At 54.0% G+C, this 24,540-nt stretch carries 18 protein-coding genes; 7 read left to right on the forward strand and 11 right to left on the reverse strand.

The features are described 5' to 3' along the window. Positions 1–126 precede the first annotated feature (126 nt). Complete coding sequence (locus KP705_RS20145) at positions 127–276, reverse strand: hypothetical protein (protein ID WP_252348392.1); 150 nt, start codon at positions 274–276, stop codon at positions 127–129. Positions 277–282: 6 nt separating this feature from the next. On the opposite strand from KP705_RS20145, the gene KP705_RS13415 reads away from it, so the two are divergent. Beyond that, positions 283–735, forward strand: a complete 453-nt coding sequence (locus tag KP705_RS13415) for a hypothetical protein (RefSeq protein ID WP_252348393.1) — start codon at positions 283–285, stop codon at positions 733–735. A 151-nt stretch (positions 736–886) separates the two neighbouring features. Here the strand turns inward: KP705_RS13415 and KP705_RS13420 are convergent, their stop codons facing one another. The 4 genes from KP705_RS13420 to vapB form a co-directional block, all read right to left on the reverse strand. Beyond that, positions 887–3,085: a Z1 domain-containing protein gene (locus KP705_RS13420; protein ID WP_215764623.1), complete on the reverse strand. Its 2,199-nt coding sequence runs from the start codon at positions 3,083–3,085 to the stop codon at positions 887–889. A 99-nt stretch (positions 3,086–3,184) separates the two neighbouring features. Then, positions 3,185–4,465: a type II restriction endonuclease gene (locus KP705_RS13425; protein ID WP_215764624.1), complete on the reverse strand. Its 1,281-nt coding sequence runs from the start codon at positions 4,463–4,465 to the stop codon at positions 3,185–3,187. A gap of 350 nt (positions 4,466–4,815) precedes the next feature. Continuing rightward, the gene (vapC, locus tag KP705_RS13430; protein WP_215764625.1) at positions 4,816–5,226 is read right to left on the reverse strand and encodes a tRNA(fMet)-specific endonuclease VapC; all 411 of its coding nucleotides are present in this window, start codon (positions 5,224–5,226) and stop codon (positions 4,816–4,818) included. Then, on the reverse strand, positions 5,227–5,451 hold the full coding sequence (vapB, locus tag KP705_RS13435; RefSeq protein WP_010511771.1) for a type II toxin-antitoxin system VapB family antitoxin: 225 nt from the start codon (positions 5,449–5,451) through the stop codon (positions 5,227–5,229). It lies immediately after the preceding gene. A gap of 331 nt (positions 5,452–5,782) precedes the next feature. Between vapB and KP705_RS13440 the strand changes: the two genes are divergently transcribed. Further along, positions 5,783–6,013, forward strand: a complete 231-nt coding sequence (locus KP705_RS13440) for a hypothetical protein (protein ID WP_061509892.1) — start codon at positions 5,783–5,785, stop codon at positions 6,011–6,013. Between the two features lie 487 nt (positions 6,014–6,500). Here KP705_RS13440 and KP705_RS13445 read toward each other — a convergent pair whose 3' ends face one another. Then, positions 6,501–9,548 carry a TonB-dependent receptor domain-containing protein gene (locus KP705_RS13445; RefSeq protein WP_308267546.1) on the reverse strand — a complete coding sequence of 1,016 codons (3,048 nt, stop codon included), beginning with the start codon at positions 9,546–9,548 and terminating at the stop codon, positions 6,501–6,503. 57 nt (positions 9,549–9,605) lie between these two features. Beyond that, positions 9,606–11,882: a Tat pathway signal protein gene (locus KP705_RS13450; protein WP_173584879.1), complete on the reverse strand. Its 2,277-nt coding sequence runs from the start codon at positions 11,880–11,882 to the stop codon at positions 9,606–9,608. Between the two features lie 199 nt (positions 11,883–12,081). Between KP705_RS13450 and KP705_RS13455 the strand changes: the two genes are divergently transcribed. Beyond that, positions 12,082–12,765 carry a GntR family transcriptional regulator gene (locus KP705_RS13455; protein ID WP_061509889.1) on the forward strand — a complete coding sequence of 228 codons (684 nt, stop codon included), beginning with the start codon at positions 12,082–12,084 and terminating at the stop codon, positions 12,763–12,765. Positions 12,766–12,816: 51 nt separating this feature from the next. Here the strand turns inward: KP705_RS13455 and KP705_RS13460 are convergent, their stop codons facing one another. The 4 genes from KP705_RS13460 to KP705_RS13475 form a co-directional block, all read right to left on the reverse strand. Further along, complete coding sequence (locus KP705_RS13460; RefSeq protein WP_252348394.1) at positions 12,817–14,640, reverse strand: DUF885 family protein; 1,824 nt, start codon at positions 14,638–14,640, stop codon at positions 12,817–12,819. A 45-nt stretch (positions 14,641–14,685) separates the two neighbouring features. Beyond that, a complete protein-coding gene (locus KP705_RS13465; protein ID WP_215764626.1) occupies positions 14,686–15,681 on the reverse strand; it encodes a 4-hydroxyproline epimerase in 996 nt (331 codons plus the stop codon). 44 nt (positions 15,682–15,725) lie between these two features. Then, the gene (locus KP705_RS13470) at positions 15,726–17,438 is read right to left on the reverse strand and encodes a DUF885 family protein (protein WP_252348395.1); all 1,713 of its coding nucleotides are present in this window, start codon (positions 17,436–17,438) and stop codon (positions 15,726–15,728) included. Positions 17,439–17,640: 202 nt separating this feature from the next. After that, positions 17,641–18,546 carry a dihydrodipicolinate synthase family protein gene (locus KP705_RS13475; protein WP_215764628.1) on the reverse strand — a complete coding sequence of 302 codons (906 nt, stop codon included), beginning with the start codon at positions 18,544–18,546 and terminating at the stop codon, positions 17,641–17,643. Positions 18,547–18,782: 236 nt separating this feature from the next. On the opposite strand from KP705_RS13475, the gene KP705_RS13480 reads away from it, so the two are divergent. Genes KP705_RS13480 through KP705_RS13495 form a run of 4 tightly spaced genes read left to right on the forward strand, consistent with a single transcriptional unit; the run spans position 18,783 to position 24,536 of the window. Then, complete coding sequence (locus KP705_RS13480) at positions 18,783–19,940, forward strand: Xaa-Pro peptidase family protein (RefSeq protein WP_099182968.1); 1,158 nt, start codon at positions 18,783–18,785, stop codon at positions 19,938–19,940. Between the two features lie 29 nt (positions 19,941–19,969). Further along, a complete protein-coding gene (locus KP705_RS13485) occupies positions 19,970–21,736 on the forward strand; it encodes an aminopeptidase P family protein (RefSeq protein WP_215764629.1) in 1,767 nt (588 codons plus the stop codon). Further along, positions 21,733–23,004 carry an FAD-binding oxidoreductase gene (locus KP705_RS13490; protein ID WP_308267548.1) on the forward strand — a complete coding sequence of 424 codons (1,272 nt, stop codon included), beginning with the start codon at positions 21,733–21,735 and terminating at the stop codon, positions 23,002–23,004. Before KP705_RS13485 ends, KP705_RS13490 begins: the two co-directional genes overlap by 4 nt. Beyond that, a complete protein-coding gene (locus KP705_RS13495) occupies positions 23,001–24,536 on the forward strand; it encodes an aldehyde dehydrogenase (NADP(+)) (protein WP_061509884.1) in 1,536 nt (511 codons plus the stop codon). The genes KP705_RS13490 and KP705_RS13495 overlap by 4 nt, the downstream gene beginning before the upstream one ends. Positions 24,537–24,540 lie beyond the last annotated feature (4 nt).

Raw genomic sequence — 24,540 nt, forward strand, 5'->3', positions numbered from 1 at the left:
AGACCTTCCAGATACGGGACGAGCCATTGCTCAAGATCCGCTTGCCAGTCTTCTTCCAATACCAGCCTCCGTCAAAGCTGGCTCCCCATGAATCACGCAATCAGCAACATGGGAATCCTAAAAATCTTACTTCTGCCAAAGTAGTGCTATGCCGAGGAGACCAATCGCCTGAACCACGAGCGCCGCGCCAACAGCGCCGGATGGAAGACCGAACTGGCAAAGGTCGAGAAGGGTATCCGGGGCATCGTCGAGGCCATCAAGGAAGGGATGTTTCACCCCTCCATGAAAGCGGAGCTGGATGCGCTCGAAGCCCGCAAGGTGGAACTCGACGCCCTGCTCTCATCCGAACTGGAGGACGTTCTAGACATCCATCCAAACGTTTCGGCGATCTTCAGGAAGAAGGTAGAGCGCCTGACGGAGAGCTTGAACCAGCCGGAAGACCGGGCTGAGGCGTCCGAGGCTGTCCGTGCGCTGGTGGAGAAGATCGTCCTGTCGCCGGGTGACAAGCGCGGCGAAATCTTCGCGACGCTCTACGGCGAGCTTGGAACGCTGCTGAGATTCGTGAACCAGAGGGATACGAAATCGAGCAAGTCCTTGTCAGGACTTGCAAAAACATCAATGTGGGATTCAGTGGTTGCGGGGGCAGGATTAATTCTCAAATTGCGACAATCCCAATTTGAAAACCAATCAATTTTAGATGCTTGCTTTAATCGAATTTTCAATGCCTATGCATAACCCGTTTTCTAAATCATGCACCCCTTTCTTAAATTCCACCGCCATATCAAGAGCATTTCTGCCGAAAACCGGTTCGGTGAAAATGCTCTCGTTTATTACTTTTACGGGCATTTTCACCTGTTTGAATACACGTATTCAAACGGCATCTGCTCTAGCCGACGGTATCGGTAGCAAAGATCGCGGTTGGCGTATTAGCCTGCGCACGGATCACAGGCCAATAAAATGGCGTGTCTCGCCAGCCTTTGTCGGCCTTTCCCTCCTGCCGCAACAAAAACAGAATTGGAGTATCAATGGCGTAAGTCTTAGCAAGTCGACCTTCTGTTTTCTCTGAGTCTGGAGTTTCAATATACTTTGCGTGCGAACTGGAGCTTGCCAGACGCGCCGAATTACGTCCTGTGGCTGCCCATAACCATATTTTTCCCCGCTGTTTTTTTTCAGGGTTCTGAGCGCTCAAATGAGCGATCGCAGCGCATGCGGCTTCCCAATCAAATGGAGACACGTCATCTGCATCCTCGAACAGCAATGTAGATGCTATCTGACGTAGCAATCCCTGCGCCACCTCTACCGAGACCAGTACTGGCTTAGGTGCACCGAATTGCACGATTTTCTCCACCTCGGCATCTAAATGTTCGATAGTTTTGCCAATGCCTTTGACGCCAGTACGATAACCAGTTTGGAAGCCTATCGGAAGTAGACGCTTGTACGGACGTAATGTTTGCGTAGTAGAAACTAAAATTTTATTAGGACTACATGGTACGATCGTACCGTCCTTTCCTTGCCGGATAAACTGCACCGACTTGTCAGCACCTGTTTCAATAGCCTTACGTAACGTAGAATCAAATTCTTCCATTTGCTGCATAGCTGCACGAATTGACTGCGAAGTGTAAAATCTCGTAACGGCCAAATTATCCCGGCGATATCCGTACATACGCGAATGCTGTAGCACCGTATCTTGCTGGAATCTATTAGGACGACGTCCATAATAAAAGCCTATTAGATTAGTCAAAGTAATGCCGCGATCAAGAACCTGGCCTCCCAAGAAGATATTCAACGGACTTCGAAGCTTAAGTTGTCCGGCATCATCAAGCATATCGATGACATTTTCTTCCGAATTAACCTTAGTTATAGTTATATAATCATCGGAAAGTGCTTTAACTACCTCACGGAATACATCTTCAAAACTTGGTATGGGCTTATCATCTAATTTAAGTGAACGCGACAAATCATCATATGAGGTTTGTATCAAGTCCCGCAATACCACGTTTCCGGTCTTAGCGGCCTGTACGAGTTGTCGGACAAGTTCATTGGTCAACTGTTCCTGCCAGTCATGGGCACTCTTTCCAGCCTCTGAATGTAGCAGAAAGGAATAAAGTAGTTTCTTCGAATTTTTACCGGCATTGCTGCCATTAATCCGCTGGATACAACTCCCGACGATAAATGTGATCAGTGCTGTGCGGTAACCTTCAATTTTTGGAGAAACCAAAGAATCCTCTAGTTTAAATACGCGTCCATCAAATTTTTTTAGACGATCGAATTCATAGTGATCCACGCGATAATGAATAAGGCTTTCCAGCGTGTCATCCGCGCTCCGAGATAGTTCACCAAAATACGTATCACCGCCCACATACTCATTCGGTACAGGAACTAGCTTTGTAAAAACGGGCCGCACGGGCTTGAATTCAAGCACGTTGCTAACTTCTACCTCTGCTGGCTGCAAATATAGTGAGTATGGAGTTGCTGTAACCTGAAGAAAAGAGACTTGAGAAATTAAAGAGCGTAGTTCACTAATTTGCATTGCGATCTTGTTTGCATTTTTGATATCTCCTTTTCTTGAGTAACCTATTGATGCACTATCGGCCTCATCATCAACAATAATTACCCTCTTATCAGCCATACTCTTATGGAGTCCGAACAAATCAATCAAACGTTGCAAGTTATCATCTTGCTTTTTGGCAACAAATATTAATTTTGACTCCAGCTCAAACTTGCTAAATTTTCTGGGGGCACTCATGATATCGTATATTTCGAGTTCTTTTTCATCAACAAAAGTCTCAAAATCTTTACGTAATCGTTTATAAGTCTGCTGAATTAATGCTTTAGAATTTTTGCTCAGAACAATAGCAATATCAAAACCATTGTCGAACGCCAGTGCGAGAACACTAATAAAAGTACGCGTTTTTCCACTTTGAACTTTACCAAGAAGCATTCCTGGTCGATCAGATGTTGTGGATTTATTTAAAAGTGCCTCAACCGCATCTTCTGCACAACGAAAAGTTTCTTTGCTGAATTTTGGGTTTTCTTCTTTGAATTTTTTGTAAAATTGACCATTTTTTTTAAGAACTATGCTCATTACGCTCTCCTAAACTCTCTTTTGATAAATTACACACTGATAATAAAAAGCACCCTCATGCTATTTTATATACTGCCTTCACATGGCTTATTTGTAATTTTATTGCACTACCTCCAGAAGATGAGATATTTCCTGAATAGGCTTCAGTCCGTGACCAAAGCGCCTGATTGCCTCGCGGTCTTTCTCAAGCGCCCCATAAGGCAGATACCGGACTTTCAGATCGGCAATCCTGCTGAAGGCAGGCCGCCGCAACTGTTCCCGCACATCAACTTCCCGCTTGTCCGGCGCGACAAGGAACAGTCCCTCCAGGGCCTGCGCCTCTGACCCGAGAGCAAGATCCAGCATCCGCACGATGCCGGAATAAATGGTCGTTGAATGCTCGACTTCGAATGCTGCCACAATCCTGTGGCTTTCCTGGTCCAGCCACAGAACATCGATCAGCCGCACGGATTGCGCCCCTTGCGTTTCCGTTGTGAACCCAGGCAACACCGACAGGCAGCCATCCCCCAGCTTGCCGTCCCGCCATGGACGACTGCGATCATTGGCCGCAATCCAGACATCGTAACCCAAGGAAAGCCCCAGATCGCGAAGCCAACCCTGAATTTCGGTATGGGTATGATCCGTTTCCCTCTCCGCTGCGAGTATCCGGGCTTCTTTTGCGCTTTGCTCCCTCACCTGATGAAGATCGGCTTCCCAGAGTTTTCGCGCTGTTTCGTCATCCTCAAGAGGCGGCGCTGTATAGCGTCCGCTTCCGAGATCAAATAGCAGTCCTCCGATAGCGCCCAGATCATTGGAAAGCAGCGAACGATGGGTCGCATTCAGCTTCAGGATACCCTGCCGCATGGCAAGATATTCCTCCCATCGCCCCAGTTTCACCTTTGATCCGGTCAGGGCATTATAGCCCTTCACGATCGCCGTATTGAAAGGCGGCATGATTGTGGGGTGCAGGAAATACAGCAGATTGGCGACGGCTGGTCCCAGTCCCTTTATCTTGCGGGCATCAATCGCATGAATGGCCGAGACCACATGCTCTTCGGTATTGCAGCACAGACAGGTATCAAGAAGCTGCCCGAATGCTTTCTGGTTGGCAGGATTTTCATAGATATCGGGAATCCGTAGCTTCGGCTTCCACAGGAACGCATGATCCGCACCCTTGAAAATCTGACGCTGCTCCGCAATCGAATGAACAACCGTTTCCAGGGATGAGCCACGATAGGCGACCCCGAATGTGCCATCAGCAATCTCGGCGACGACCTGCTGCAGGCCCCGGCGGATAGAGCGAAAGTTCTTAAGGCGCTCATCCCATAAAAACCAGCTCTGATAGGTCCCTGCCGGATCATCCCGCCAGCGAAGGATAAGGTCTCGAATAAGGTCGGTCATCAATCCGGAAGCTAAAATTACATTCTCTTCTGAACCTGATTGTAACAGCGTCTTACGTCAATGAGGATAATCGCAAGTGGTTGCGCGGTAGGATACCCCCGATTTGAACCCACTTCCCCTAAATACCTGAAATTAAACAGTTTCCCAAAATATGCCCTCGGTTCACGCATAGCAAAGCCCCGCTAAGCTGTTGACTTAGCGGGGTTTCAGAAACTGCAAGTGGTTGCGGGGGCCTGCAACCGAAGAAAACTGCTGCTTGTCAGCGGGTTCGTAGAGAGGCTCGCTGCATGACATAATCGATTGATAAACAATCTTTTTATCAATATTCTGTCTCGCCAAGCCTTTCGCGGTCAGACCGTGTCAGTCAGCCAGTCCTCCGTTCGAAGACCCTCCACCCGCTGGAATTCCCGAAGGTTCCCGGTCACCACAATCAGCCCCCTGCTCCGGGCATGCCCGGCAACCATGAGATCATATGGACCTATGATACGGCCATTCCGTTCAAGAGCAGCCCGAATATCCGCCGTATGGGCAGCCGCTTCACTGTCGAATGGCAGAACTGCCAGCCTTGCCGCGAAGTGCTCAACCTCGCGTCTGATGCGCACAGGATCAGACGAGCGCTCCGCGCCATAAAGCAGCTCATACAGAACCACGTCCGAAATGCAGAGTTCCTCCGCACAGTTGTTGAATCTCGGACGCAGCCCCTGTGGTCGATGCCGCAACACCCGGATACAGAGGTTCGTATCCAGCAGATAACGCAGCATTCAGAGCGCCTCGCGTTCCTGCATGGCTGGCTGGTTCCGCTCCCCCAGATCGACCCCGGGGGCCGCAAAGAAATCATCCCACGCCGCATCGGCCGGAGCAATGATCCGCCGGGAACCTTCGGACACGATGACCACGTCACGCACCTGTTCCCCGAAGGCGACCATCTTCGGCAGACGCACCGCCTGCGATCGGTTGGATAGAAAGAGTGTCGTACGGGTCAGCATCGGCTATCCCCCAATGGATATATGTCATGTATATCCCATTTGGACGACGATGTCCCGTATTTTTAGGGCCCTCCGCACCGAATGCATACAAGCGGGCCGAATGATACAGTAGATCTTCCGCGCGCCCCACGATGGGATCGCTCTCCTCTCTCCCTGAAAGACAAAAAGACAGCATTCATGACAGATAGGCCACGAACACGAAGTGAGGCTTTCGCCCGCGCAGAAGAACGGGGTCGTCACCTGACAGCCACCATTCTGTCAGGGCCGGACATGCTGACGGGAGAGGTTTTTTGCCCATCGTCTTGGTCTGACTGTCTCAGCCCTGCATGATTTGGAACAGGCCCATGCTGTCCTCGTTCTGCCAGAATCCTCACCACGAGAAGCGCGCTATCCGGCCTGGCAGATCGACGCGACACTGATTGCACGCTTTATGGTTGTGCGCCCAGAAGTAGGGCGAACACTTCGCAATGAAAACCTCCAGATTCTCTGTGCAACGACGGTTCGCAGAGTTCAGATGGTAACTCTCTCTGCCAAGATTAAGCGCGTCGAAAGCAGTGTTTGAGCACTGAATTGGAGGATATGGATAGTAGTCTCAAAGCATTTCTTGAGAGGTAGGTCAGCGAGATCTAACACCGGATTGAAGGCGTCATCCCAGAAACCCCAGAACTCGGCTGCATGACAGCAAGCGGAGCCGCTGCGACGGCCAGACTTACACAAACGGCGCATGAGAGGCGCGCGATGCGCAAGAAACGTGTCACTCCAGGGGAACGGGGTCTCTCTGCCATGTCATGTTCCAGGCCGGATATGTATCTTGATGCCATAATCCGGTTCTGAGAGCCGTTGGCAGGCACATGAAAGAGCGTGGCACGGTCAATAAACGTTCGGAATCTACCTTTTTAACCACAAACCTCAAGCCGTACGGTGTGTCTTGAAAAAGAAAGCGACAGTCGGCGTACGACCCCATCCTCGACAGGATACGGCCCCAGACAATGGACCCAACAAAGATAAAAAAAGCCACCAAAGCATAAACTTTGGCGGCCTTTCTTTATTCAAAAACTACGTCCAATCTGAGCAAAAACATAACGCCCTATGATTTCCTCGCTATACATCGACAATGCGGTATTGGTTGCACCATCGGGCACAAATGGAGGCTTCTTATCGAGAATATTATTAACCCCAACCTCGAACTGCCAATTCTTAGTGTTGTAGTTCAAGGTCACATCATGTGCGAAAATACCGGGAACCTTGCAATAAGAATAGACCTTGCAACTCAGGTCATTGGAACCATCATTGAAGCGCATTCCACCGGTGTAACTCATCATATAAGTAAGACTGAAGTTGTTGTGGCTCCAGGTTGCAGTAGCATAATCGCGAACACGCGGCATGCCATAGCCACTTTGGTAAAACAGGCGCCCAGCATAGTTATACCACGTACCACCAGGTTCGTTCTGCTGAAGATACCCAATCAGTTGCTGAAAATTATTACTCAAATTCAAGTGATCATGCGGTGACAGGCGGATACGGTAATTCAGGTCAAAATCTAGACCATTAGTCCTCAAACCACCTGCATTTGAATAAAGATCGTCAACTTGCGTCAGCTGCCCTGCCGAACTCCGTGATGCGACATTGCTACACCACCCGGTATTTGTTCCCGTATAGCAGCTATCAACAATATATTGCACCGGCAAAGTGGTAATCATATTCTTGATTGTGTAGTGCCAGTACTCAACGGAAACCATAAGATTTGGAATCCAGCGAGGTGTTATGACCGTACCGAACGTATATGTACGGCCTTCCTCTGGTTTCAGAGCGGAGTTACCACCTACCAACGTCGGGATTTGACTTGAATTAGCATTAACGAAAGTCGCAGTGTTGACGCCCTGCTTTGCACAAGTCGCAACAACATTCGCACTGAGCGATCCGTAACTGCTTGCTTGAGCACAAGGGTCGTTACCCGAATTGTAGCTAATCGAATGGCCGCCATAAAGCTCGGTCATGGTCGGTGCGCGGAAAGACGTACCAAGCGTTGCGCGAAAGCGGATATCTCGCACTGGGGCCCAGTTGATGCTGGTCTTCCAGTTATAAGCGGTTCCAAACGTATTGTAATCAGACCAACGCCCTTGAGCATCAACACTCAAATCATGTGCGAATGGCATATTATGAAGCAACGGAAGGTTACCCTCAATATAGGCTTCCGTTACGTTGTAACCGCCGCCAGTATATGTTGCTCCGCCGCCCAGGTCTCCATTTGAAGCAAGAACATCAGGCGTATAACTTGCCTGTTCACTGCGATGTTCCAGTCCCATGGCGATACCGAAATCACCGCCGCCCTGCCACGGCATATGCACCAGATGATTGTTATGAACGCGGGCATTAAAGTCACGCATCTGGTACGTGCTGTGATCATTTTGCGTATAGCGTAGATAGTCTGCCTGTTGCGACGTTAGTTTGCCGAATGGGTTTGTCAGAGAACAACCAGCAGATGCCTGACAGATTGATGGATTATAAACCACAGCACTATTAGCGTCAGAAGGATCTACTTGTTGGATCCCCAATTCCTGCAGATAATGCGCGTAATTCGTCATATTCTCGGTTGAGAATTTCGCCAGCGTCTGACCATACGACATGGATACGTCATACATCCAATTGCCGACAATCTTACCCTTGGAGCCACCAGTATACTGCCACTGATCAAACGCTTCTTCATATTTGCGCTCACCCAGGTCACTAAATCGCCGGTATAGGGATACATCTTCTCCCCAAATATTATACGGACTGGCAGCTGGCAGGGTGACGGCCGAAGACAACGTAGACGGATAGGTTGCACCGGTAACTGGATTGCCTGCCAGCGTATTCATGGCGTCTTTATGTGTATACCGGATTGACGAGTACAGATCGAAATGCTCGTTAACCTCGTAATGCATGTCACCGCTGAGAACAGCCTGCTGCAATGAGTTCGTTAGCATTTGGTCAGAAGCAAAATTATACCTGTCGGAGGATGCGAAGTTATGGAACGCTCCGCTGTTGCCTCCCCCCGTGCCATTACTGACAACATCAAAATTGGAGCCGATCACGCGGGTATTGGTCGTCACAGAGCTGCCAATTGTTGGGGTCTCACCAACTTCTGCGTCAGAGTTCCATGGATTGGCAGCCCAGTCACGCGTCTTCTGCCGAATACCAGACTGAGTCATGTATGAACCGAAAAGCGTGATGTTACCCTTGCCGTGATCGAAGTCGAACCCCTTGTAACCAGAGATCTTCCCCATCTGACCATCGCCATGATCAGTGATACCACCACGGATCAGAATATCACCCTTGGTTGTATTGTGCCGAAGTTTAATGTTAATAACACCGGATACAGCATCTGCGCCGTAAAGTTCTGATCCACCGTCCTTGAGGATTTCAACAGATTCAATCTGGTCCACAGGTATCGAGTTGAGATCAACACATTGAGAGCCACTACCGAAAGTCGGAACCTGACGCTTTCCATCAACCAGAACCAACACACGGGAAGGACCAAGGTTACGGATGTCCGTACAGGACATGCCAAGACCACCATTGGTATTCGTATTGTTAGTTCCGCTCGAACCAATTGACGGCAAACGCAGAAGATAGTCCCCCAGCGTGGTTGCCGACGTAGACGTGATTTGCTTCGCTGTAATCGTCTGAACCGGGTTCGCGTTGGAATCCGCACGCGTTGCAAGCGCAGAACCCGTAACCACAATAGATTCATCAGCAGAACGTGGGGTAAAAAGCCGACGTCGCGCGGCTGTTGACATCTGAACCGAAGAGGCAGCGGTAGAGGCTACCGGCACGACCGTTACAGGCATTGCCTTCGCATGAGTCGTCACAGACGATGTCTGCTGTGATGACTTTGAACGATGACCTGTATGCTTTTTTGTGACCGTTTCGGCTGAAGCCGTGGCGAACAATGTCGCGCAAACCAGTCCTATAGACGTTGAAAATGTGAGGGTTTGCCTGTGCGCCTGTCTCATTTCAACACGAACCTTATCCTTTGGATTTCTTATATCGTATACACATATATGTCGGATTCGAAACAGATAATTCTTGATAAGTGAATCGAAATTCAAAATCACGAAAGGTCTTTCCCTTTCTTATATTATCTTTCCAAAACAACATTTTAATAGAAATTTTTATCGATGAGCTCTTATTATCGGCACTTGGAAAGAGTATTGGCCACCCTGCTTTCCGTTGATATTCACGCCGTATGTGGCGGATACGACACAACCGTTCAGGCCTTCTCCCTGAGGGGATGCGAAGTTCATTCCTGATGGCAAGCGCACATAAAGGCGAACATCCCTCGGTGCCGTTTTCGGGAGAGAAATGTTGACCGAAATATGCCTTAGATCCGGTTCATATCGCAGTGCCATGGACAGTCTGCCCCAGCGTGTAGGGGCATTTTCCACGCTTATTTCCTTGCCGGACAACAGCCAGCGATATGGTATGGCCCGCGCAAGATGGAGAATCTCCTCTCCGTCATCCTCATAGACCAATGCCCAGCGCAGAAGAATTGGAACCGTCATCTGGGCCGGAAGGCAGAACAGTGCGAGCTCCCCTTTCAAACCCGCCACCTCTGCTGCCGTCCAACTTCCACGTGTATGGACATGATAGCGATGCGCGTAGAGAAACAGGAGGTACTCTTCAATCCGATCCTGCCGTAACAGCGCCTGCGCATAACCGTAAGAAATAAAGCCGAGAATATCCCTCTGCGCCCGACTTGGTGGCGCCAGGTTCCCGACAACTCCCATGACTGTCGCGCCGTAAGCCCGCATTGAATTAATCGTCGCAACTTCAAGATCCGTTGGCAGTACACCGGCCTGAAGCATTTCCGCGTAAACGCGATGTGCCCATTGCTGCTCACTGTATTGGTGCCGCGCAAGCGACACCCGAAACGTCTCTCGAGAGCCGGGTAAAATGGGAACATAAGGGGGTGAACGATCTTCAAACAGCGACGCCCTCACAGCCCCCTCAAGCCGAACCGATAATAAATCCGCCCGCCTCTTCCAATCCTCTGCTTTTGCAGCTTCGCCTGGCCGAATACGCAACCAAATAGCCGCAAGATCACGCCACCCCCGGACAGCCATAGCTGAGTTCCCAAAATAGGGCTTCCACCACACCGACGGATCAGGAAACAGGCACGCATCGCTCTCACTCCATCCATGGAGCAGTCCGTATCCCGGGTTCGTTTGCGGCAGGGTCAGGGCTTGATCGTGCAGTGTCGTCAGGACACCCGCCATGGCGGCAATACGATCAGCATGATGCTGAAGTATGGCGGCATCGCCAGTCAGATGCAGATAGCGGGCAACCAACGACAATGTCAGGCCGGTCTGCCCCACTTCAGGGCCACGCATCGCCACCAACCCGTCATCGCCGACGAATGCAGTGAACTGGTTGTCGAGTATGGCTCGTGCGACGGCAAAACGGCCCCACTCCAAATTAGCCAGAAGCGAGGAGGTGAAAATGTCTTGAAAGCCGTCATATTCCGAGCCTTCGTAATCCCGATCAACAACCCCATACCGTGGCCAGATACCGTCAGGACGCACCATGGCCTCTTTGACAAAGGCATGCCGTGCAAAATCAGCCCAGTCAGAGTCTGGCAAAACGGGCGACAGTGTGCCGTCCAGAACTTCGTGCCAGACCTCAACGCAACGTGCGAGAGCCTGATTGAACTGCACTGCGCTCGGCTCATGTCGAAACGGCCCGAACGGGATGTAGCTTGCACCATAAACGGCACACACAACCGCACCATTCTCGATCAGCATCATCCGCGTCCACGTTGGAACTTGATGCGGTATAACTGGATCTACATCCGCGAATGTCAGGACTTCCCAATAACGCCCCTTCCCCAATGGAAACTGTTTGACGACGATAGGCAGGAAACCACCCAACAGGCCTTCCCTGCGGCGGCGAACAACCAGGCTGTCCGCCGAAAGCTCCGGCGCAATCCGATTGACATGCCAGTTACGGGTGTTTCCGGCAGGCGTGAGTGGCATCACCTCTCCGGCATAAGGTGGTGCTACAAATGAAGTCCAGACAATCCGCCCAATCTGCTCAGGGGTAAAACGACTATCAATAGGCGGGGCAGCAGCGCGAACTGCCAATGGATCAGGATCTCCACCTCCCGCCAAAAGACGTTCAGCCATAAGATCGCGCTCCGCAATCGCTAATGTTCCAAAGTCAAGTCCGCAATAACAGCCGTTTGAATGGGTTTCGCACTCTTCCATAAAGCGTTTCAGGACATGAATTCGCCCGCTAGGGCCGGTCAGGGTCATGGTACCTTCCATGCCCGTCAGATCTTCTTTGACCAACCATTCATCTTCAGAAGACGAGGAGGCAAAAGCCTGACCAGACATGGCGCGCCATGCCCCCAATGTAACGCTGCCAAGAAGAAAAAAACGACGACGGATCATACCAGAAACTTCTTTGGATCAATCACGGCCCAAGCCTCTCGGAACATGAATTATGGTGCGAACATCTTACGCTTTTGAATAATTGTATACGATATAAGTTTTCACATTATGTACTAAAATCTGCACAAAGAGGAGTGTTCGCATCCGAGGCCAGCCATGTATAATAAGACCAAACAATGCGAAGAGACTCAGACCCCTCATGAAAGCCCAGACCGGGAAGATTCAGCCTCTAATTGTCAGAACGATTAGTGATCAGCTTTATGATATTCTGCGGGAACAGATTCTCAGTGGTGCACTCGCGGCTGATCAGCCAATCCGACAGGATGCTGTAGCCGCAGAGCTCAATATCAGCAAGATACCCCTTCGCGAGACGCTGGCCCGGCTAGAGCAGGACGGCCTTGTCGTTGCCCATGCCAAGCGGGGTTTCACTGTCGCGACGCTTTCGGCCAGCGAAGCAGAGGAAGTTTTCGAACTCCGGATACGACTGGAGCCAGAAGCCGCTGCCAAATCCTCGCTTGTTGCGACTGCTGCCGACCATAAGGCCGCACGCCGTCATCTTTCAGAACTTGAAACCGTCATTCGACATAAAGATCAGGATCACAGTCTTTATAACCGACTGTTTCACCTTTCCCTTGTCCAGCCGGGGGCCGGAAGACTGACCTATCGTCTATTGGAAACCATTAGTGTCATTGCGGATCGCTATGTGCGCCTGCATCTCAGCACACAGGGGCGGGACAAGCGTGCCGTAGAAGAGCACCGGCAGTTGCTGAAAGCCTGGATCAACCGGGACGCTGCAGAGGTTGAAGCTCTTCTGACCCAGCATATTGCAGACACATTGAACGATCTACGCAACCAGTTGGCGTCCGAGAGCGCCATTAGTTAGAAGGTACCTCCTCTTCTTAGGCTGATATAAGCAGAGGAGGCAAAGAAGCCGTCAAGAACCTTTGGTTTTAGCGATCCAGCCTTTTACCTGTTCGGACATAAGATCCAGCGGCATCGCACCATTTTCCAAAATCACATCATGAAATGCCTTGATATCAAACTTGTCCCCAAGTTCTGTTCGGGCCTGTTCCCTAAGCTGCAGAATGGTCTGCTGTCCTAGCATGTAGCCCAAAGCCTGCCCGGGCCAAGCAACATAACGATCCGTTTCAGCCTGCATATCCGGCTCACTCGTCGGCGGATGCGCATGAAAGAAATCGCTCATCTGCTGGCGCGTCCAGTGTTTGTAGTGCACGCCCGTATCCAGAACCAGACGATCCGCGCGAAGCAACGCCCCGTTCAGGCGCCCATAGTCGCTGTACAGATCCTGATAAAAGCCCAGCTCTTTTCCGAGCCCTTCCGCATACAGGGCCCATCCCTCAATGTAGGAATTATACGCGCCCTGTTGGCGGAACGCTGGCAACGGCAAATCCTGCGCCAGTGAAATCTGGAAATGATGCCCCGGCACGCCTTCATGATAGGCTGTGTCTTCAATGGTATACAGGTCACGCTTGGTGTAGTCGCCGGTATTGACGAACACGATACCAGGCCGAGACCCATCCGGCGTTCCCTGATGATATTCTGCCCCCGCAGCATCTGCCTCCCGGTAGCTTTCCACGGATCGCACCTCCAAGCGCGTTTTGGGTATTCTGTTGAAAATCTTCGGAAGGGCGGGCCACATCTGCGCGATCGCCGCACGATATCTATTGAGGATTTCCTCTCGCGAATGGGCGTAAAGCTTCGGGTCATGATCAACGGACGCGCGCAGAGCTGCCAGATCCGCGAAACCCAGCTTGTGGGCGATGGCCGTCATCTGCCCCTCAATCAGGCTCACCTGTTTCAAGCCGAGCTGATGAATCTCTTCCGACGTCATCGAACTCGTCGTTTGAGCCCGGATATCATACCGATAGATGGCGTCCCCATTCGGCAATGACCACACGCCTTCATGCTCTCGACCATGAGGGACATAGTCCGTTTTTACGAACTCTGCGAAGGCCGCGAACGCAGGACGGACTTCTGTATCCACCGCTTTCAGGATGCTCTGCCGCAGCTGCCTCTGCTGCTCGGGAGAGATCCCTTTAGGGAAGGTCTCCACCGGCTGGCCAAAGACATTCTTGACCCCGGCAGGTTCGGCAACCTCCAGCAACTGTGTAACAACCTTTTCCAGCAGGTAGCGCGGTGGAACCAGGCCATCTTTCATGCCCTGCTGCGCCAGCGCCTTGAGCTGAGCCAGAACCGTCGGCAACGCATGGAGCCGTGCGAGATAATCCTGATATTGTGCTGCCGTGTCGAAAGGAATGGAGGAGACAAAACCGGGCAGCATCAGCTGCACGCCCTGTACCTGATCAATCGGCATTTCATAGGTCTTAAGCTTGATCCCTTCCAGCTTGTCCTGAAGCTGGCGGATCATCATCGCACGGCTGATCTGTTCCTGTTCCGTCAATGCCGCGGGATCGACAGCCTGAAAGCGCTTGAGGAACCAAGCACTCGTCACGGAATCCTTTGAAACCTGCTCAAGGGAATAGTCCGTCCAGAACCTGTTGTATCGATAGTAGCCAATGGTCGTGGCCAGTTCCGGTGAAGTCCGAAGCTGGTACTGCCATTCCTCATCCAGAAGTGCCGCAAAAGCCCGACTGCCACTTGCAACGGCGGGAGCAACCTGTGCCGAAATTCCTGCACCGGGAGCCGCCAGAGCCACACCGCCCGCCTGAGCACAAACCAGCAGCAGACCCGCCAGACCATATCGTAGGAACACAGCAAAATTCTCCATGCCAGTCATGTTGTACCACCTTCACGGCGGCAGGCACCCACGCCACTCACCAGATCAGGAAACCTGGAATCCGTGACAGAAGCGGTCCTCATCATCAATCCAGATCGTATTAAAACCCGTCGAAACGGCACTTCCCTCAATAATGGGAATAATGGCTTTATGTCCCCCCAGCATCGTTTCTTCCGAAACCGTCCCCTTGAAGACGCTGCGGATGTAGCTTTCATGGGTAAAGACGTCTCCCACTTTAAGAACACCTTTGTGATACAGATGGGCAAGTCTCGCCGAGGTTCCAGTCCCGCAGGGGCTGCGATCAATGGCATGATCACCATAAAAGACCGCGTTGCGCCCCCGGGAGGCAGTTGTGTCCGTGTCGACCCACAGGACATGACTCACGCCTTGAATACGCTCATCCAGTGGATGGAACGGCGTGATTGCCTCACGCATCCGCTCACGCACCACCGGGCTGAAGTCCAGAATACGCTGCGCGCTAAGCTGATCCAGACTTTCATATCCTCCCTGCGGCTCGACAATGGCGTAGAAGTTCCCGCCATAGGCAACATCAACCGTTAACGGCCCCAAACCAGGCACATCGATCTTCACGCCCGTCGCCGCAACATAGGCAGGCACATTCCGGATCGCCACGCTCCGCACGCGGCCGTTCTCCTCGATGTAGGTAATGTCGATTATCCCCGCAGGCACCTCAAGCCGAAGTTTTCCGGGTGTCCGTGGGACAAGCAGTCCGTGCTCCAACCCGAAAGTCACCAACCCGATCGTCCCATGTCCACACATGGGAAGACATCCACTAGTCTCGATGAACAGAATGCCCGCGTCGGTATCCGGCTGTGTTGGGGGGTAGAAGAACCCACCGGACATCATGTCATGGCCACGCGGCTCAAAACACAACCCGGTCCGTATCCAATCGAACCGTTCCAGAAAATCCTGCCGCCGCTCGCCCATGGAGGCCCCGCGCAGGAGTGGCGCGCCTCCACAAATGAGGCGGACAGGATTTCCGGCCGTATGTCCATCGATGCAAAAAAACGTATGCCGCATGGCGTTCAGTCCGTCGCAGGATTTTATTTTGTTTTCAGAACGGCCTATCGCGCCTGTTCACCGGATGTCACGGCGTAGGGAGAACGGCCGCCGCTCTGAATGAAACGGTCGATTGCAGCATCCAGCACCGGAAGAGGAACAGACCCGGTCGCAAGAACCGCATCGTGGAACGCACGGATATCGAAAGCCTTCCCCAAGGCCTTCTGGGCGCGCACACGGTTCCGGCGAATATCGGCCTCCCCGAGATAATAGGAAAGTGCCTGAGCAGGCCACGCGATGTATCGATCGACTTCGGTGTCAATTTCATGTTCGGAAAGCGCAGTGTTCTCACGCAGATAAGCCCGCGCCTGCTCCCGGCTCCAATGGAAATGATGCAAGCCGGTATCAACAACCAGCCGCGCTGCTCGCCACGCCTGATAGGAGAGATACCCGAAGCGATCATACGCCGTTTCGTAGATCCCCATTTCGTTGCCGAGATATTCGCAATACAGCGCCCAGCCTTCCCCATAGGCCGAAATATAGTTGAACCGGCGATAAGGGGGCACTTCCGGTTGTTCTTCTGCCAGAGACAGTTGCAGGGAGTGCCCTGGCGAGGATTCATGCAGCGTCAGGGCTGGCAGGGCATAAAGCGGGCGGGACGGCAGATCGTAGGTATTCACCAAATAGACATGCGGGCCACCGCGCCCTGCGGTGTAGACCGGAGCCACATCAGCGGGAACAGGCTCGATCGTGAAACGCCCTCGTGGCAGACGCCCGATGAAATCACCAACCTTGCCGTCAACCCGTTTGGCCAACCATGCAGCATCTTTCAGCAATTCATCGCCGGTTTTTGGGTAAAACTGCGGGTCAGTCCGCAGAAATTTCAGGAAAGCCGAAAAATCGCCTTTGAAATGCGTTTCCGATATGACGTCGAGCATCTGCCTGTGCAGGCCCGCAACTTCCTTCAGACCGATCTTGTGAATCTCGTCCGGGCTCATATCCAGCGTCGTGTATTCCCGGATCTGGGAGCGGTAATATGCAGCCCCATCCGGCTGGTCTTCAGCCCCCAACGAAGCACGGGCATGAGGGAAATAATCGTCCTTCATGAAAGCATACAACGTCTTGTATGCGGGAATGACGGTATCACGAATGGCAGCCAGACCATCCTTGCGTAAGGCATCCTGTGTCTTGGGTGAAATCCCGTCCGGGAAATGCTGGAATGGTGGAGCGAACGCGCTCTTTTGCGGCGTGACAGAGGCCATTTTCTCAAGATCATGGAGCCTCTGCTCCACAATCAGCCTTGGCTGAACGAAGCCGCGCGCCAGGCCCGCTTTCATGGCGGCAATCTCATCAGCGAAATACCGGCCCGTTTCTTGCAAACGGCTAATATAATCGCGGTAGTCCTTTTCAGCCAGAAACGAGACGTCTGAAGGCGGCAGATCGCTCCAGAAGCCTGAGTCCGCATCAAACGGAATTTCCCAGCCCCGTAATTTCTGGTCTTCCAGCAGAACCATCAACTGCTGCTTGTAGACCGCGTAGTTCACCTGATCCTGCGCGGAAAGCTGCTGCACAGGGATGGCGTTCAGTTTTTCCAGCGTTTTAGTCCATGTTTCCAGTCGGACCTGCTGCGTATCAGGATCTTCCTTGGGCAGATGCGCCGACGGTTTGCCATCCAGCAGACTTCCCTGAAGGTCCATCCGCCAAGCCCATTCCTGCTCATACAGATCATGGAAGGCTTTTTGCGCGCTATCATTTGTTGCAGCTCTCGCCTGCGACAAACCAATCCCTCCCAAGAGGACCACCGTCGCCATCAAAGCCACACGCTGAAAACCTGAACCTCGTCGCGCGCAACAAACCAGCATAATGCAGAACCCTTCCCGTCAGGCATGACGTTCTCATGCCTGACCCAGCTTTCCGGAAAACAGATCAGGTAACAAAACCGACCTCAGATAACAGGAAGTCGGCTGGGTATAAAAGCGATCAGCTCAGCTTGGGACGACTGGCCGCTGCGGCTTCCACCATATCAATCACCTGCTTGCGGCGTGCACCTTCAAGCAGGAGACGCGGCGAACGGACCCGCTCACTACCACGCCCCATCACCTGCTCCGCAAGCTTGATGGACTGTACAAGATCGTGTGCGGCATCCAGGTGCAGGAGCGGCATGAACCAGCGATAGATCCGCAAAGCCGTATCGATATCACCCCGCGCAAGAGACCCAACCAACGCCACCGATTCCTGTGGGAAGGCACTGGTTAAACCCGAAATCCAGCCCTTGGCGCCAAGGGTCAGTCCTTCGAACGCCACATCATCCAGACCCGCCATCATCAGGAAACGATCACCAAAGCGGTTGGGCACATCGGTATAACGCCGCGTATCAGAAGAACTCTCCTTCAGCCCGACGATGGTCTTGCAGTCTTCCAGTTCCGCCAGAACATCCAGTTCGACGTTCACACGATACGAGGTCGGATTGTTATAGATGATGATCGGCAGGTCAGTCGCCTGCGAAATCGCACGGAAATGGGCAACAAGTTCATTCGGCTTGGGCACATACACCATGGCCGGAAGGACCATGAGTGCATCAGCGCCGCTTTTTGCAGCCTGCTTGGCAAACGCCACAGCACGCGGCGTCGTCATTTCAGACACACCCACGAAAAGCGGCGCACGCGTTCCCGCAACTTCCCGCGCCGCTTCCAAAATCTGTACTTTTTCGTCGGGTTCGAGCGAATTGTTCTCGCCGCACGTCCCCATCATGACCAGACCGTGCACCCCATCATTGATCAGTGCATCGATCACCTTCTGCGTTCCGCTCAGGTCAACGGACAGGTCTTCGTTGAACTGAGTGGTCACTGCAGGGAAAACACCTTCCCAAGTCATTTCCAGAGCCATCCGGGATCCCCTCTCGAATTTTGTAAAAATTATATCGTATACGTATCACGCTCTTTAAAACCGGTAAAGCGCGTCTTCTTCCCATCATGAAAAAAGTCATCTCAATTCAGTATGACAACTCAGCCGAACACGGTACGAGACTGTGTCGAGCACAAAACGGATCACTTGTTCGAGCTTGATAATTCGTCTATCGTATACGTAATAACCGTCCTATTTTGAGGCTGGAAACGCATCCCGTGAGCAACTCAAGCCCTCTCCCTGCCCCACCCGCTTTCATCAACACAGCATCTTTCACGCAGCGTATCCACGCAGCCCAAAGCCACCTCGAAGCCGCCGGTTTTGACGCCCTTGCAGTGAATGCTGGAAACAGCCTGCGTTATTTCACCGGGGTTCCTTGGGATGCAACAGAGAGGCTGGTTACGCTCGTCATTCCCCGTAAGGGGACGCCTGTGATGGTCTGCCCGCATTTTGAAACAGGATCTTTGAAGGCCTGCCTTAAGACGGAAACGGAAATCGCCACCTGGCAGGAAGATGAAAATCCGGCCCTGTGTGCCTTTGCACCCTACACTGCAGGAACACGCATCGCCCTGGACCCGGACTTCACCCTCGGCACCGTGACCGCCATGCGCAGGGCGCGACCCGACCTTGTTCTTGAAGATGACAACGGGCTGATTTCCGGCATGAGGGCCTGCAAGTCAGCCGAGGAAATCGCGCTGATCTCGCATGCCATGGCCATAACACTGCAGGTTCACAAAGACGCCCGCTCGTTTTTGAAACCAGGCCTTCTGGCAAGCGAGATACGACATTTCATCGATACCCGTCATCGGGAGCTTGGTGCGGATAACGGGTCCTATTTCTGCGCCGTACAGTTTGGTCACGCTACGGCTTACCCTCATGGCATTCCGGACAATCAGGTCCTGAAGGAGAACGATCTGGTCCTGATTGATACCGGTTGTCGACTGGATGGCTATCATTCCGATATCACGCGCACTTTCGCTTTCGGCAAGCCCGACCCCGAGCAGGAACGCATCTGGACCATCGAAAAGGAAGCACAATACGCTGCTTTCAACGCGGCCCGGATCGGCGTGCCATGCCATGAAGTGGATGATGCGGCCCGTGCTGTCCTTGTCCGGCATGGCCTGGGCCCGGATTACACCCTCCCCGGGCTACCTCATCGCACCGGGCATGGTATCGGCCTGTCCATCCATGAAGCGCCCTATCTTGTTCGTGGGAATGCAACGCCTCTTAAGGCCGGGCATTGCATGTCCAACGAACCGATGATCGTTGTTCCGGGGCAATTTGGGATCCGGCTTGAAGACCACTTCTACATGACGGAAGACGGCCCACGCTGGTTCACCGAACCAGCACACAGTTTCACCGCCCCGTTCAACTGAATTTTTGACCTGAAAGAAGGATATCCCGCATGTCTTCTCTTCCCCTTGCGGGCCGCCTGACTGCTCTCCGCCATGCTCTGTCAGAGTTTGGCGTGGATGGGTTCTTCCTTCCCCGCAGCGATGAACATCTGGGCGAGTATGTACCCGCCTGTGCCGAACGTCTTGCATGGCTGACCGGCTTTACCGGCAGCGCGGGTCTGGCACTCGTTCTGCCAGAGGCGGCGGCCGTGTTCTCCGACGGCCGATACCAGATCCAGATGCGTCAGCAGGTGGAACAATCCGTCTGGTCCATCGAGCACATGTACGAAACCGTCCCACCTCTCTGGGCAGCCGAACATGCGACGGGAAAAGCCATCGGCTATGACCCCCGCATCGTCAGCGTTCAGGATATCGAAGCCTTCCGGAAGGCCGGATGCCAGATGGTGGCTCTGAACCGCAACCCGATTGACGGGATCTGGACGGATCGCCCCGCGCCGCCTTCATCGTCGGTTCTGGTACAGCCCCTGGAACTGACGGGACGTGAGAACCACGCCAAGATCCGGGACATCGCAGATATTTTGCGCCAGAACGGTCAGGACGCCGTTCTCCTGCCCGACCCAACCAGTATCGCCTGGTTGCTGAACATTCGCGGACGGGATCTGCCTTTTCTACCGGTCGCCCTGTGTTTCGCCGTCCTGCATGTGGACGAAACAGTCGATCTGTTCATCGATCCTTCTCGCATCGATGGCAGCGTCAGCACTCATCTGGGCGATGCGGTTCGCGTACGAAAATCCGCAGAAATGGCACAGGTTCTACAGACCCTTCACGGCAAAACCATTCGTCTGGACCCGGCCCGCTGCCCGGTCTGGTTCACCGTTACACTCAAGAGCGCAAATGCGACGCTCGCCCACGGTACGGACCCGTGCCTGATGCCCCGCGCCAGCAAGACACCGGCAGAGCTGGACGGTATGCGCCGTGCCCATCTTCTGGATGGCATTGCCCTGTGCCGCTTCCTCTCCTGGCTCGATGTCCATGGCGTCGGCAAGACCGAAATCGCCATTTCGGACCATCTTCTTGCCCTTCGCCGGGAGGCCGAAAGCTGCATTGGACCCAGCTTCCACACCATCGCAGGCACCGGGCCGAATGCCGCCATCATGCACTATGCTCCCACGCAGGAGCACTGCGACACGGTGCAGGCCGATACTTTCCTGCTCATCGACAGCGGCGGCCAGTACACTGATGCGACCACCGATGTTACCCGTACCGTCTGGATGGGAACCGGCACACCTCCCGAAGCATGGAAAACGCATTATACCTGTGTGCTCAAGGGGCTGATCGCTCTGCATTCCGCCGTTTTTCCTGCGGGCACGCATGGATACAGACTGGACCCGCTGGCTCGGCTGGCGCTTTGGCAGGAAGGTCTGGATTTCGATCACGGGGCCGGACATGGCGTGGGGAGTTGCCTGTCCGTACATGAATGGCCGCTCGGCTTCACCCGACGCCCGGTTCTGGACCCGATCTGCGAACACATGGTTCTGACCAACGAACCCGGTTTCTACGCTCCCGGTTCCCATGGCATCCGGCTGGAAAACCAGATGGAAACCTGCCTGGCGCATCGAACCGAGACCGGCGACATGCTCTGCTTCAGAACATTGACCCTGGCCCCGATAGATCAGCGCGGTATCGTCCCCTCCCGTCTGACAGACGTGGAACGGAGCTGGCTGAACGACTATCACGCCGAAGTTCTGGCTCAGATCGGCCCGCATCTGGCAACAGAGGACTATGCCTGGCTGGAACGCGCATGTCGGAAACTGTGACATCCACGCGTCCTGCTCCCCGTTCCGTGCTCGTGCTGGGTGGTGGGATCGTGGCACGATGCTGCGCCCTGCGCCTTCAGGAACAGGGATGCGCCGTCACACTTGTGGCCGAGCCGGATGCCACACCGCCCTCATGGGGTAATGCCGGGCACATCGCCACCGAACAGGTGCAGGTTCTGGCCCGTCTCTCCACCGCGTCCCGCGTTGTGACGGACCTGTTCCCGCGAGGTCCTGTCGCGCTGGACTGGCGCAATATAGAGGCATGGCTGCCCTGGTCTTTCCGGTTTTTGAACGCCTGTCGTCCAGTTACCGTCCGTCAGGGGGACTCTGCCCTGAAGAGCCTCATGGCAGACGCGCTTCCTGCATGGAAACGGCTGACTGAAACCCTGGACCAGCCAGACCTGTTGGATCCTCAAGGCATTATCAAGCTCTGGGAAGGCGCCACCGCCGAGCGAAACGCTATTGCCTCCCTGCAAGCAGACAGCGGGACCGCCATAGCCAAGCGCGTCGAAGCCGGACTGATAGACACCTTTAATCGGGCCCTCTCCTCTCCGGTAAAGGCCGGAGTCCATTTTGGGGGTACAGCTCACATTACCAGCCCCCGAGATGTTCTCGACAGGCTTCTGGCGCGTTTCACGCTGTGCGGCGGCGTTCATCTGCCAGCGATGGCTCTGAACATTGATCATACAGTGAAGGACGTTCGCGTCAGAACGACAGACGGTGATCTTGTCGCGGACCGGGTCATCGTCGCCTGCGGCGTCCGTTCAGGGGACCTCCTCCCGCAGGTCACAGCCCCCCTCATCGCGGAGCGTGGTTATCACGTGGAATGGGACCATGGTGGCGGCTGGACGCTCCCCAACGTGGTCTTTGAAGATCGAGCCGTTGTCGTCACCCGTTTTGGACCACGGCTGCGCGCAACATCTTTTGTCGAATTCACACGGGATGCTTCCAGCCCGGACCCGCGCAAATGGGACCGGCTGGAAGCCCATGTCCGGGAGCTTGGCCTTCCCGTCGCATCCGCTTTCAGTCGCTGGCATGGTTCACGGCCGACATTGCCGGACTATCTTCCGGCTCTCGGGACTCTCCGTCATACACCTCGCGTCGTTGCAGCCTACGGACACAACCACCTGGGGCTCACCCTCGCTCCCATCACGGCAGAGCTCATAACCGCGCATCTCCTGCATGGCACGCCTTTGCCGACAGCATTCAATCCGGACAGGTTCAGCCTGTCTCCCCTGTTTTCACGAAATAAAAAGGACTCCTCATGACCCTGACAGGTGCCCTTCTGATTGGTCAGAACACAGTTCTCCGTCCCCGGACATTTCATGCCGTCAATGCAACGACGGGTGATGCTTTGGAAACCGCCTTTTCCTGCGCAACACCCGAGGACGTCAACAGCGCCTGCCAACTGGCAGACGCCGCGTTTGATACGTTCCGTGCCCTTTCCCCCGATACTCGTGCACAGTTCCTGGAGGACGTCGCGGACGCAATCGAAGCCCTTGGCCAGCCTCTGCTGGATCGTGCCCATGCTGAAACCGGGCTACCACTAGGCCGCCTGACCGGCGAACGAGGGCGCACCATGGGTCAGCTCCGCATGTTCGCACAGGAACTGCGCGCCGGACGTTGCTTCGATATCCGGATTGACCCAGCCCTGCCGGATCGCACCCCGATGCCAAGGGCCGACCTGCGTCAGATCCGTATCGGGGTCGGCCCGGTTGCCGTCTTCGGAGCCAGTAATTTCCCTTTGGCGTTCTCAGTAGCGGGAGGGGATACAGCCTCCGCCTTCGCTGCGGGATGTCCTGTAGTGGTCAGGGCGCATCCGGCGCATCCCGGCACCAGCGAACTGGTCGGTCGTGCCATTCAGGCCGCCGTAAAAAAGAACAACCTGCCGGACGGAACATTCTCGCTTCTTGGTGGTCCGGATCATGACCTCGGGGCTGCATTAGTCCGCCATCCGGCCATTATGGCTGTGGGGTATACGGGTTCTCGCACAGGCGGTCTGGCGCTCAGCCAGATTGCAGCCGTCCGTCCTGTTCCTGTGCCCGTCTATGCAGAAATGAGCAGCATCAACCCTGTCTATCTGCTGCCGAACGCCCTGGAAAACACAGCCGAAAAACTCGGGTCCGCCTTTGTTGGCTCCCTGACCATGGGCGCGGGTCAGTTCTGCACCAATCCAGGACTGATCCTGGCCCTGGCTGGCCCGGCTCTGGACCGGTTTCAGGACAGCACACGCAAAGCGCTTGAAACCGCCCCGGCCGCCACCATGCTGACAGGCGGCATTCACGCAGCTTACGACGCAGGCGTGAAAGCTCTGGCCGAACGCACAGGCGTAACACTGCTGGGACGTGGACCGAAAGGAGATGCGTCTGGCTGTCAGGCCGCCGTCTTCACCACCGAGGCCGAAAGCTTCATGAAAGACCCCTTCATGCAGCATGAGATTTTCGGCTCCTGCTCCCTGATCGTGTCTTGTCCGGACTTAAAGACCCTGCAAGCCCTAACCAGCGGACTTGAAGGGCAGCTCACCGCCACTCTGCATTTGGAAGACGCTGACATCCCCATGGCCCGGGCGCTCATGCCTCTGCTGGAGCGCAAGGTTGGTCGTATCCTGGCCAATGCATGGCCCACTGGTGTGGAAGTCTGTGCTGCCATGGTGCATGGCGGTCCCTTCCCGGCTACAACGGACCCGCGCAGCACCTCTGTCGGCACCGCAGCCATGGAACGCTTCCTTCGCCCGGTCTGCTATCAGGACCTGCCGGACGAACTCCTTCCCGCAGGCCTTCGCAGAAGCGTCTCCCCGTAAAACC

Source organism: Gluconobacter sp. P1D12_c, assembly GCF_018812105.1.
Lineage (GTDB): Bacteria > Pseudomonadota > Alphaproteobacteria > Acetobacterales > Acetobacteraceae > Gluconobacter > Gluconobacter oxydans_A.

What these genes read in the sequence shown, in the direction of transcription:
- KP705_RS13420 (WP_215764623.1), bottom strand. Translation starts at nt 3,085, where the DNA reads ATGAGCATAGTTCTTAAAAAAAATGGTCAATTTTACAAAAAATTCAAA.
- KP705_RS13415 (WP_252348393.1), top strand. Translation starts at nt 283, where the DNA reads ATGAAAGCGGAGCTGGATGCGCTCGAAGCCCGCAAGGTGGAACTCGAC.
- vapC (WP_215764625.1), bottom strand. Translation starts at nt 5,226, where the DNA reads ATGCTGCGTTATCTGCTGGATACGAACCTCTGTATCCGGGTGTTGCGG.
- KP705_RS13455 (WP_061509889.1), top strand. Translation starts at nt 12,082, where the DNA reads ATGAAAGCCCAGACCGGGAAGATTCAGCCTCTAATTGTCAGAACGATT.
- KP705_RS13475 (WP_215764628.1), bottom strand. Translation starts at nt 18,546, where the DNA reads ATGGCTCTGGAAATGACTTGGGAAGGTGTTTTCCCTGCAGTGACCACT.
- KP705_RS13495 (WP_061509884.1), top strand. Translation starts at nt 23,001, where the DNA reads ATGACCCTGACAGGTGCCCTTCTGATTGGTCAGAACACAGTTCTCCGT.
- KP705_RS13485 (WP_215764629.1), top strand. Translation starts at nt 19,970, where the DNA reads ATGTCTTCTCTTCCCCTTGCGGGCCGCCTGACTGCTCTCCGCCATGCT.
- vapB (WP_010511771.1), bottom strand. Translation starts at nt 5,451, where the DNA reads ATGCTGACCCGTACGACACTCTTTCTATCCAACCGATCGCAGGCGGTG.
- KP705_RS13465 (WP_215764626.1), bottom strand. Translation starts at nt 15,681, where the DNA reads ATGCGGCATACGTTTTTTTGCATCGATGGACATACGGCCGGAAATCCT.
- KP705_RS13425 (WP_215764624.1), bottom strand. Translation starts at nt 4,465, where the DNA reads ATGACCGACCTTATTCGAGACCTTATCCTTCGCTGGCGGGATGATCCG.
- KP705_RS13460 (WP_252348394.1), bottom strand. Translation starts at nt 14,640, where the DNA reads ATGACTGGCATGGAGAATTTTGCTGTGTTCCTACGATATGGTCTGGCG.
- KP705_RS13450 (WP_173584879.1), bottom strand. Translation starts at nt 11,882, where the DNA reads ATGATCCGTCGTCGTTTTTTTCTTCTTGGCAGCGTTACATTGGGGGCA.